This window comes from Crocosphaera watsonii WH 8501, from assembly GCF_000167195.1.
In the GTDB taxonomy this organism is placed as follows: domain Bacteria; phylum Cyanobacteriota; class Cyanobacteriia; order Cyanobacteriales; family Microcystaceae; genus Crocosphaera; species Crocosphaera watsonii.
This window is the reverse complement of record NZ_AADV02000146.1, coordinates 1-10,942: the sequence shown is the minus strand read 5'-3', so window position 1 is coordinate 10,942 and position 10,942 is coordinate 1. Positions and strand designations below refer to the sequence as shown.

The 10,942-nt window shown below is 38.1% G+C and carries 8 protein-coding genes and 3 pseudogenes; 3 read left to right on the top strand and 8 right to left on the bottom strand.

All coding sequences use genetic code 11. From position 1 onward, the window contains the following. Positions 1 to 259, top strand: a 259-nt coding sequence (locus tag CWATDRAFT_RS25985; RefSeq protein ID WP_007307797.1) for a transposase, incomplete at its 5' end; no start/stop codon positions are given. 326 nt (positions 260 to 585) lie between these two features. Here CWATDRAFT_RS25985 and CWATDRAFT_RS25980 read toward each other — a convergent pair. From CWATDRAFT_RS25980 to CWATDRAFT_RS25955, 7 genes and pseudogenes are all read right to left on the bottom strand, one after another. Next, complete coding sequence (locus tag CWATDRAFT_RS25980; RefSeq protein WP_007307796.1) at positions 586 to 2,181, bottom strand: S8 family serine peptidase; 1,596 nt, start codon at positions 2,179 to 2,181, stop codon at positions 586 to 588. Between the two features lie 448 nt (positions 2,182 to 2,629). Further along, the gene (locus tag CWATDRAFT_RS25975) at positions 2,630 to 3,340 is read right to left on the bottom strand and encodes a DUF4058 family protein (RefSeq protein ID WP_412093274.1); all 711 of its coding nucleotides are present in this window, start codon (positions 3,338 to 3,340) and stop codon (positions 2,630 to 2,632) included. Further along, positions 3,325 to 3,429 (bottom strand): DUF4058 family protein, encoded by a 105-nt coding sequence (locus tag CWATDRAFT_RS42005; RefSeq protein ID WP_269431328.1) that lies wholly within the window; start codon positions 3,427 to 3,429, stop codon positions 3,325 to 3,327. The genes CWATDRAFT_RS25975 and CWATDRAFT_RS42005 overlap by 16 nt, the downstream gene beginning before the upstream one ends. Positions 3,430 to 3,492: 63 nt before the next feature. After that, positions 3,493 to 4,071: a Uma2 family endonuclease gene (locus tag CWATDRAFT_RS25970; protein WP_007307794.1), complete on the bottom strand. Its 579-nt coding sequence runs from the start codon at positions 4,069 to 4,071 to the stop codon at positions 3,493 to 3,495. A gap of 9 nt (positions 4,072 to 4,080) precedes the next feature. Beyond that, a complete protein-coding gene (trmFO, locus tag CWATDRAFT_RS25965) occupies positions 4,081 to 5,451 on the bottom strand; it encodes an FADH(2)-oxidizing methylenetetrahydrofolate--tRNA-(uracil(54)-C(5))-methyltransferase TrmFO (RefSeq protein WP_007307793.1) in 1,371 nt (456 codons plus the stop codon). Between the two features lie 334 nt (positions 5,452 to 5,785). After that, a pseudogene (locus CWATDRAFT_RS25960) lies at positions 5,786 to 6,427 on the bottom strand (transposase). 64 nt (positions 6,428 to 6,491) lie between these two features. After that, complete coding sequence (locus CWATDRAFT_RS25955) at positions 6,492 to 7,073, bottom strand: helix-turn-helix domain-containing protein (RefSeq protein ID WP_007304955.1); 582 nt, start codon at positions 7,071 to 7,073, stop codon at positions 6,492 to 6,494. A 961-nt stretch (positions 7,074 to 8,034) separates the two neighbouring features. Here CWATDRAFT_RS25955 and CWATDRAFT_RS25950 point away from each other — a divergent pair. Both CWATDRAFT_RS25950 and CWATDRAFT_RS25945 read left to right on the top strand, forming a co-directional pair. Next, on the top strand, positions 8,035 to 9,159 hold the full coding sequence (locus CWATDRAFT_RS25950) for an RNA polymerase sigma factor, RpoD/SigA family (RefSeq protein WP_007307798.1): 1,125 nt from the start codon (positions 8,035 to 8,037) through the stop codon (positions 9,157 to 9,159). Between the two features lie 1,000 nt (positions 9,160 to 10,159). Next, positions 10,160 to 10,351, top strand: a pseudogene (locus CWATDRAFT_RS25945) (NAD(P)H-quinone oxidoreductase subunit F); the annotation flags it as partial. Between the two features lie 114 nt (positions 10,352 to 10,465). Here CWATDRAFT_RS25945 and CWATDRAFT_RS25940 read toward each other — a convergent pair. After that, positions 10,466 to 10,942 (bottom strand): annotated as a pseudogene (locus tag CWATDRAFT_RS25940) (NF041680 family putative transposase); the annotation flags it as partial.

Genomic DNA, 10,942 nt, shown 5'->3' with positions numbered 1-10,942 from the left:
ATTTCAAAGTAATCAACTAAGATTATGGATACATTCCTGGGCTTATGTTCTCATAAATGCTTTTCATCAACACTGTTTAAAAAAAACTTCATTGGCTAAAGCAACTGTGGGAAGAATACGTCTAAATCTTCTTAAGTTGGGAGCCAGAATAAAGATTAGTTGTAGAAGAATTATTATCGCTATAGCTAGTGCTTGTCCTTATCAAGATATTTTGTCTATTGCTAACAAAAGAATTAAAACTATTCCTAATACTGGATAAGTAGAATAAGTTGTTTTTTAAAAAAGATATCTATCATAAGTTGTTGACTGACTGATACTTTCATTTAGTCTTATTTATCGTGGAGAAAATCAAAAGTTAATATAATTATTCCCTCTTAAACTCAATTTTTGGATAATCAAAGTCAATTTTTTTATTCATCTATATTCAAAATTTCTATTAGTCCTAAAAATTATCATTTTTCATCTCTGGATTGGGCTTTCAAATTAATTTGTGAGAAATCCGGGAGAAGAGGGTCTTGACTACCTAATCCTATTTACCTCTAACTCTAGTGGGTCGACAGGGCAGTATAGTTTGACCGTAGAAAACTAGGGTTTATTTGAATTTACAGTCCACCAAGCTAACCCGTAAGGTTGGTTTTCCAGGTTCATTTGTTGTTGATACTGCACCCGTATTTTATAGTTACCAGTGCTAGGAACAGCACAAAAAATGTGTTCTGTATTATCCACCTTACTAATGGAACGACAGACACTTTCAGAGGTATTATTACTATCCGTGGACATTAAATAGAGATCAAGATTATTGAGTCCTTGATCATCAAAAGTCTCCCCCAGATCATATTGTTCATTCTTATTTTTATCATTGAGTTCCACTAATCTATCCCAGACTAAAGTGATGGCAACAAAACTGTTTTCTTGTAAAGGACTGGCAATAACATACTCTTGATAATTATCTTTGGTGACTGTTTCATAGTCCCAACCCATAGTCGGAACTGGGTTTCCAGGTTTCCATTGACCCGCGCTAAACTGTTGATAAGCTCGCAGTACATTCAGATGGCCGGCTCCCATTTCTATGTCTACAGGGATCTCTGGGTTACGATAAGCTTCAGAATCGAACCAAGTATAATGAGACTTACTAAAAATAGTGCGCATCATCCCCAATAACAAACCGTTGCCCCTATCTTCTATCTTATCGGCAGAATTGAGTAAGACGGCTTTATTCACCTGATGACGGCGAGAGTCGAGGCTCCAGTTGGGTTGTTTAGTGCGCAGTTGCCGATCGCCGAATTCTTGGAGTAAGGCCACTGATGCGGTGATATGGGGGGCGGCAAAGCTGGTACCACTGACTTTTTGGATGCTCCCGGCTAAGTCATAGACGGCCACTTTGCTACCTGGGGCAACTAAATTAATGCCTCGTCTCGGGCCAACGTTGATCTCCCGTTTGATTAAACTGCGACCAATGCCCACAGGACTGGCGCTGAGGTTGGCAAAATCCACTTTGCTATAAATGCCCTCCCGTTTGGTGCTGTAGGCGGTGGTAATGCCGTTATAGTGGTCTGTGGGGATGGGAATGCCTCCTGTTCCTTGGTTCCCAGCGATAACATATAGAGTATCGTGAACCCGTGATGACCAGTCAATACATCTGGTTAAATGTGCGTTGCCGTCTAGAATTGCATCCATGCGACGGTCTTGGGAGAGGGATTCTCCAAAACTAAAGTTAATGGACCGAACATCTCCGCTATTTTGTTGGGCAATATGTTGACTGGCCAAACATTCCTGGGGTTGCCCACCTCCTTTAATGGCACCTATGGCAGAGGCGTATAATCTTGCGTCTGGTGCCACTCCTGGCAATCTTTTATCTTTGCTAACCATAACAGTTGCTACCATGGCTGCATGGTTATCCAGGTTGCCGTTGGATTTGACGGCCCGATTTTGATAGTATACTCCTGCTAGTTTAAAGGTGGGACTCCAAGCTGCTATTTTATCAAAACCAAAAATACCGGGTCGACCAATTTCCACTTGTCCAATGGCTATTTTCCGCCCTGTTAAATTGAGGGGTTGTTCATGTAAGCGATTTGCATAAATGCCTGTTTCTCCTATGGAGGTGTTTAAAGCTAGGCTAGGGGTGATAATTCCTGTGATGGTTGTTAAACTGCTGATTACCCAGGCAACGGTTCGTTTCATGTAAATATATTAATTGTTTTTTTAACGGCTTTCTACCTTATACCTAAAAAATTAGATTATTGCTGTAAAATTTTTCTAAAGATAATAGAAAATGAACAATGGACAATGGATAATGGACAATTGATAATTATGGTTATAATAGCAGGGATACTTGTTAGAACGTAACAGATTATGGCTTCAATAATCAAGTCTGAGTTAGTTTCTTTAGAATATACTGAGGTTACTTTGCTTGAAGTTTTACCTTATAGTCAAAGCATTGAAGAAATTTTATGTAACAATTTTTGGGCAAATTAAAGGAGTTTAACTAAGGATTATACAATTAGTATTACAGGTTGTTTTGATTATATACAGCGTCGTAAACAGTTAGAAAAGAGGTATCGTCATTTAATCCCTTATTCCCGTCAATTTATAACTAATGAAATAGTATAATAGTAAAACTATATTTAATTTAGATTAAGTCTTGTTGTTGTAACAAATTATTAATCCAAAGTTGTTCATTTTCAGATAAATCTTCTAAGGGTTGTTTTTGATAATTAATAGCTAAATCATAACTACCTTTTTCATAAATACTGTGTAATAACTCTTGTAAAGGAATTAAAGGTGCTTCATCTTCTGGTTTTAAAGGTAAGGGAATAGAGTGAATTTCTTGTGCTAAATTAAAAGCGTATAATTCTGCTTGTGGACGGCGATCGCTACGACTAATTATAATACGATAATCTGACTTGATTGTATCATCTATATTCATCGGCATAATCTCACTTTTCTTTAATAAATCTATTTCTATTAAGTGGGTTAAACTCATTAACACCTGTTCTCTTTTTTTTAGATATTTGTTTCTTCCTTCTCCTACTTTTTTATTTTTAGGAGACAATATTTCTATTACTGTTACTACTTCTTGTGTTTCTACATTTTTGACTTGCAAATACCATTCTTTAACTGTTTCTGGTTGGGGAATAGAGACAGTTAAGGGTTCAACTTTTGGGGGTGCAACAGCAACATGAGATGAAGTTTCACTGGGGTTTGAACTAGGTGTAAACACAACATTATTGGGAATACCTACTAATTCTAAACTATGATCATCATTATTTTGAGTATAAACTCTTTGTTCCATAGACATACGATATTTGGGACGTAATATCGGGTTCATGTAATCAGCGATCTCGAAGAGATCCGCCTTTGGCGGTGCGCAACGATTAAATGAGTGTGAACTTGTGACCATAATGTGGGATTTTCTAAATAGGGGTTCATTCCAGGAAAGGGGGAAGGCATAAATTATCTCCTTAACTTAAAGATTGATCTGACATTATATTACTATTCGTTTTCGTCGGTTAATATAACATCTTCATATATTAATTCAACGGAACAATTAAAATCTATTGATTCTAATTTTAGTGTTTCATTTTCGCTAAAACTGTACAATTCCCAAACTCCTTTATCATTAATACGAAAAGATTCAATCAATTTTTGCTCGGCACTCACTAAAACATATTCTCTGAGTGTTTCAATCTGCCGATAGTTTCTAAATTTTTTACCTCGATCAAATCCTTCGGTACAGGGAGAAAGCACTTCAATAATTAAACAAGGATATTGCAGAAAATTGATTGCTTTTTTATCTCTTTCGTCACAACTGACAACTACATCAGGATAATGATAAGGCCCTGTTTCTGATACCTGTACTTTAGCACCACATATTAATACTTTTCCTCCTTTAGTTTTTAGATGACTTTTAAGTGTACAAGCTAAGTTCAAAGCAATAGTATTATGAGGGAGTGTATTATCAGACATAACATAAACTTCCCCATCCATATATTCATATTTCAGGGGTTGTTGTTCTTCCCATTCGAGATATTCTTCGGGAGTCATGTAAAAATGTTCTTTGGCAGCAACCATATTTAAACCTCAATGAACTAATAAACGATCGCTCTTTAGGGAAACAATTGAATCTAATGCTTCTAAAGCGCGATCGCGATATTTTCCATATCTTTCCCGTTTATTACGAATTCTGACCGGTAAATCCGGTAAAATACCAAAGTTAGGAGGCATGGGTTGGAAGTGTTTCGGGGAAGCACTACTAATGAACTCAAACAAAGCACCCATCATCATGGTAGAAGGTAAAGAAATGGGATCTAACCCTAATGCTATCCGTGCAGCATTAGTTCCTGCTAACCATCCCCCTGCTGCTGCTGCGGTATAACCTTCTGTACCGATTAATTGTCCTGCGGCCAAGACATTGGGACGGCTTTTAAACTGTAAAGTGGGGTTTAGTAACTGGGGAGAGTTAATGAAGGTGTTGCGGTGCATAACACCCATACGCACAAACTCGGCATTTTCTAAACCTGGAATGAGACGAAATACCCGTTTTTGTTCACCCCATTTTAAATTGGTCTGAAAACCAACCATATTCCAGAGTTTTCCCTGTTTATCTTCTTGTCGGAGTTGCACAACAGCATAAGGACGTTTTTCTTTATTTTCGGGATCACGAAAGTCTCCTAACCTTGCATCAAATAACCCCACAGGTTTCAATGGTCCATAACGCATGGTATCTTCTCCCCGTTGCCCTAATTCTTCGATGGGTAAACATCCCTCGAAAAATTTGGCTGTTTCTCGCTCAAAATCTTTTAATTCTGCTTGTTGTGCTGCACAAAGTTCCTCACGAAACTGTAAGTATTGCGCTTTAGTAAAGGGACAGTTGAGATAAGCTGCTTCCCCTTTGTCGTATCGGGAGGCTAAAAAGGCGATGTCTCGGTTGATGGAGTCCCCAACAATTATGGGGCTGGCAGCGTCAAAAAAGCTCATATAAGCCATGCCGGTCAACTGTTGTAAGTTTTCAGCCAAAATGGGGGAGGTAAGGGGTCCAGTGGCTAAAATTACAATGCCGTCTGAGGGTATTTCCTGGACTTCTGAGCGTCTTAATTCGATTAAAGGATGTGTTGCTAGGGTTTCGGTTAATTGTTGGCTAAACACACCTCTATCCACAGCTAAGGCACCACCGGCAGGGACGGAGTGTTTGTCGGCGGTTTGGATGATGATGGAGTTGAGACGACGTAATTCTTCATGGAGTAGACCGGCCGCGCGATCGCTGGACATGGCACCGAAGGAGTTACTACAAACTAATTCGGCTAATTCTTGGCTATGATGGGCGGGACTGGTGCGAATAGGGCGCATTTCGTGCAGTACCACGGGAATACCTGCTTGTGCTACTTGCCAGGCTGCCTCGGTTCCAGCTAACCCTCCACCAATTACTTGAACTTTTGCGGTTGATTCTATCATTAATTAGGTTTTAGTTTCGTTTCTCTTCAATCATAACTACACCAACTAAGTTCGTAGGATGGGTTAGGCGCAGGGATGATTTTTCGGGAAACCTTATAACTTTTGATTTGCGCCGTAACCCATCACAGGTTTTTTGTGTATTTTTGTACATTCTCCACCACAATCTCAGGAGATTCCGTGTTTGTTCAGTTTGAATACTTTTATTTTAGTATAGTTTAATTGATTGTTATCGGTTTAGTCTAAAAATGAAAACTACTTATCTTTGATAAGATAAATTAGTAGATAACATTTGAAATACTCAGGGTAGTGCAGCTTAGCAAAAATAATCCACCAGTCACTTATGATCTTTAAAGCCCTTAAATTTCCAAACGAACGGCTTAGCAAAATGTTGATTAAAGTAATCAATAAAATTGAGAATTTTTTGGGATAGTTCTTCAGTTGAACGGACAGTAATTCTTTTGAGTAAACGCCTGACTAAGATCTAAAACCAACACTCAATTTGATTAAGCCACGATGTATGTTTGGGAATATAAACAAAGCGAATTCGATGAAATTCATCTGATAAAAAATCTGCTCTGCTGTCCATAGATTGCAAAATCCCCTCCTTTCCTTTTCTCCCCAAATCAATAGTAATTCCACAGCTTTCTGCTACTAATTTGACTAAGCTTTCCGATTTATGAGTGTTGAGTTTATCTACAATAAAAATCCATTCTGCTTTTTCATCAATCTTAATCGTTCTCTGGATATGTTCAGAAAAATCTTGTTCTGTTCTTGTCGATCCAATAGAGGGACTAACAACTTTTCCTCTTGCCACATCCCAGTTCGCAATCAAGCTTAAAGTTCCGTGTCTTTCATATTCAAATTCGATTTTTTCTACTTGTTTAGGCTTGATTCTTTTGTTCGGAAATAATCTCTCAAGAGCTTGAATCCCTGTCATTTCATCTGTACTAATTAAATGAATTCCTTGTTCTAACAAAGTTTTAGCTTCTTGATGAAGTTCACAGATATATTTGACTTGCTTTTTAAATTTTAAGGGATCATCAATTTTGGCATTTAACCAGTAACGAACGAGATGTGGTTGTAATGTCGCTTCTTTTTAAAAAACGCCCCACACTACGGGGGGCAATCTTTTCGACAATTCCTCTTTTTATGGCTTCATCCGCCAACTCTGAAGCTGTCCAATGGCTCACTGGTCTGTCTGATTTTTCACATTCTTCACAAGCGATCGCTACAATCTGGACTACTTGTTCGACCGTAAAGGATTTTGTTGTTCCAGGTCTTGGGCGATCGCTTAAAATTCCTTTGATCAAGACCATTAATGCTTTCTCCGTTACCTGTTGTTCTTCGGCGGCACTCAGTTTTTCTCTCTCCTCAAACCATCGCGATCGCCACTGACGCACTTGTACTCGGTCTAATTCTAATCTTCGACTAATCGAACTATTGCTCTCTCCTGATGCTGCGGCTAAGATTAGCTTGGCTCGTCTAACAAGGCGATAGGGGTTTGTTGTCCCTCTCACTATTTGTTGGAGTACTGTTTTCTGTAGGTTGGAGAGGTTAATTGGCAATGCTTTTATCATGGACATCAACTTCGAGATTCTTCCGTTAGTTTCATTGAAACACATTGTCGTGGCTAGTCACGAAAGTTTCTGTAAAAATCTGGTGGATTACTTTCGCCAAGCTGCACTAGAGGATCATCTATAGCAATCAGTAATGATTCATGAGAACTTCGAGATCCCCCCTTCAATTCCCCCCTTAAGACCCCGTCGTTAACGACGGGGTTTGGGGGTTAGGGGGGATCAGAATTCACTTAATTCTCACAACTGATAACTGATTGCTATATCTTACATTTATGATTCCCATTTCTCCTCAGCATTTAGCTATCAGCTATCACTCATCAGCGTGAACATAACGTGAAGGAAAAAGAGTAAGTCATAGTAGTTATGAGTTCGTTTAAAAAATGACGTTGATGTGGAAAAGAAGAAAATAGAAAGAATCTCTAGACAGTTTTTGATTGAATAGGTTACAGTATAAATATATACAACGATTGTTTTTTTTCGATTTTCTTTATTAAGTTATCTGAGATTATTTCTTAACAAAAATTTATCTTAAAAAGGATGAAAAATCTACCCGAAATCAGATAAGTTAGTGAATAGCAAAAGAAAAAATTATTTCCAGTGTGAAGGAGGCAATCAAATGTTAAAAAGATTCTATAGTTTAACCTCAAACACTTCTTTTCCATAGATAAATTGGTTTTTTTGTGATTAGATAGACAAAAAATCCCAGTAATTCTGGTAGCCTGATAAACAACCAGTCTTCTCAAACCCTGATTGGTTAAGGCTGGAGGCGATAGTCACTAGATTAAATAGAAAGAGTTGAACTTTATCTTTTATTAATCTTTTTGAACGTATATGGCTATTGATTTGTATCTCAGAAGAAACACAATCAATTATTAAGAAAATCTTAAATATTTGCAGATTCAACTGATACCAAATCATCCCTAATTCCTGACATAGCTGACCTCGTCTCCGCTCCCATTGTTCCCGAACTTGTTAAACCCGTTTTACTCCTCGGAATTATCAGCTTATGAATACGACAGAAATGATGCAAACGGAATCGACCAATGAATTTGTACCTGCTCAAATGGAAGCAGAAGGACTCGAACAAACAGACAAAGAATTACAATCTGTTGAGGTGGAACTTTCTTCTTTATCCGATGAATTAGGTAATCAGTATCCAGAGGGATATCGGAAAACCGTTTCTGATGACACTGTGGGGGCATTTTTCAAGGAAATGTCTCGCTATCCTTTGTTAAACGCCGAAGAAGAGGTAGAACTAGCCCAACAGGTTCAATTTTTATTGGAGGTAGAAGAAACTAAACAACGATTAAAAGAAGAGTTACAACGTACCCCAAGCAAAGCAGAATGCGCCGAGGCTTTGGGTTTTGAGACGGCAAAGCAATTTGAGCATCGTTTACATAAGGGGCGAATTGCTAAGCGGAAAATGATTCGTTCTAATTTGCGTTTGGTGGTGTCTATTGCCAAACGTTATCTTAATCGGGGTGTTCCTTTCCTAGATTTAATTCAAGAGGGGGCGATCGGACTTAATCGCGCGGCGGAGAAATTTGATCCCAATAAGGGTTATAAATTTTCTACTTATGCTTATTGGTGGATTCGTCAAGCTATCACTCGAACCATTGCTAATGATGCGAGAACCATTCGTTTACCGATCCATGTTGTAGAAAAATTAAACAAACTGAAAAAAGCTCAACGAGTTCTTAAACAAAAATTACAACGTAACCCCAACGAAAAAGAATTAGCTGATGAGTTAGAAGTAACTCCCCCCCAACTGCGTCAGTTATTGCAGCTACGGAGACAGTCTTTATCTTTGAATCATCGGGTGGGTAAAGGAGAAGACACGGAGTTAGTTGATTTACTGGAAGATCAAGACTTACAACTTCCTGAAGAGTTGATGAACGAAGGAATGTTACAGTACGAAGTTTCAGCAGTGTTGAGTGATGTTTTGACCCAACGAGAAAAGGATGTTATTTCTTTACGTTATGGGTTATGTACATCTCAACCCCATACGTTAGAAGAAGTAGGAGGTATTTTTAATTTATCCCGTGAACGAGTTCGTCAGATTCAAAGCAAAGCTATGCGTAAGTTACGTCGGCCTCAAGTTGCCCGTCGTCTCAAAGGATGGCTACATTGAAACGATTAAAACAGGTATGGGGTGGGGTAGACAAACTTCACCAACCATACCTATTTTTAATGTGAGGCGCGGAGTTAGGAGTTCGGAGTTAGGAGTTCGGAGTTGGAGTTTTTTCCATGAAATAATCAGGGTTTAAGACTCGTGATTTTGAGCAGTCGCCTATAAATTTCCTTATATCGAACTCAGGTCTTTTGAAATAATTGATAATGGTCATTCCGAGGAACGAGGAATCTTTTTAACATCCTAATTCCCTGTTACCTTGAAACAACAGTTTATGATGTCCTAAGCAACCTGGCGGTTGCTATATATTGTCATAAAAATAAATAAAGTAAGGTGGGCATTGCCCACCTTACTTTATTTAATATATTCTTATTAAACTATCTATAATTAACCGACAGTTAATTGAATTATTGATCAGTGTAACACTCTTTTGACATACTCCACTGCCTAAAGGCGAGTGGATTCTGATTTAACAATTACTTGTTGAAACCTACTCTCATACGAGGTAACTCAGGCTGACTGGTACTTACCTTACTAGGTCATACATCCATCTGTTTCCAGACACCCTGCCAATTCAGGGTTAGTCGTCACTTTCTGGGGGACCCCCAGTAGGTAGCTGAATATTGCTACAATCTGATTGTAACACAATTACGCCTGTTAGGGCGGGGTTTTAGACCCATTATTTTTCGATAAAAGGAAAATACTCTTAACCTTATTAACAGCATTTACTCAATATTTAGATTATATTTTCTCCCCTCACTATCCGAGTGATAGCAATTTTCATTTGCATAGATTATAAACTCAAAGAAAAATACTCCCCACACTCCCCACACTCCCCACCCTCACTATCCGAGTGAACGAAAGCAGTGTAAAATGAACCCTTAACTTGCTTATCTCAACTATAAGACAATCTTATAGTATCTCTCATAGACTTAATTCTATGAACCTGCTTTAATATATATAAGCAAATCCATGTAAAACTTATTATCGAATAATACAAATGATAGAAGCCTTAAGTCAAACGATTTGGCTAGTTCCTTTGTACGCCTTGATTGGGGCTATACTTGCAATACCTTGGTCCCCTGGAATTATTAGAGAAACGGGTCCCAGGCCATCGGGTTATGTTAACCTATTGATGACTTTCATCGCTTTAATTCACAGTTTAGTCGCTCTGGTGTTGGACTTTGGACAAAAAAAAGTTTGTTAGCGTATATTTTACGCTAAACTAAAATCCCAAAATATCGGCTCTGTATCAGTCAATAAAATTGGCTGACAAATAGGGCTAATCTATAGATTCTGAGGAAAACTAAGGAGCTTTTAAGTTTTCAGTTGATTTTTTGCTCCCTTTCTTGATAACATCATGACGAGTTCGTGGGGCTTTTTTGTAACCTTTAATACGTCCGGAAGAAAAACCTCGACGTTTGGGAAATTTGGCGAAAGTCCCCAAGGTCGTAATTATTCTTGAAAAGTCTCTTTGAACTAGACTAGGGGTGATTTTGATGGATTTATTAGTCTTCAAATACTGTTCCCAATCACGGGGTAAAACCACAGCTAATTTTCTGGCAGCCCACAAATTTACATAAGAAAGAAGTGTTAGTTTAAACCAATTTTCTTCATGATGTACATCGGGAGTTAAATAAGATGTCATCAATAATCTTTGTTTACCAAATCGAAAAAGATGTTCCATGTCATAACGTTGTCGATAACACTGATAACAATCAACTAAACTTAACTCATCGCGCCGAGAACCAATAACAATAAGCCACATAGGTTTCCAAATACT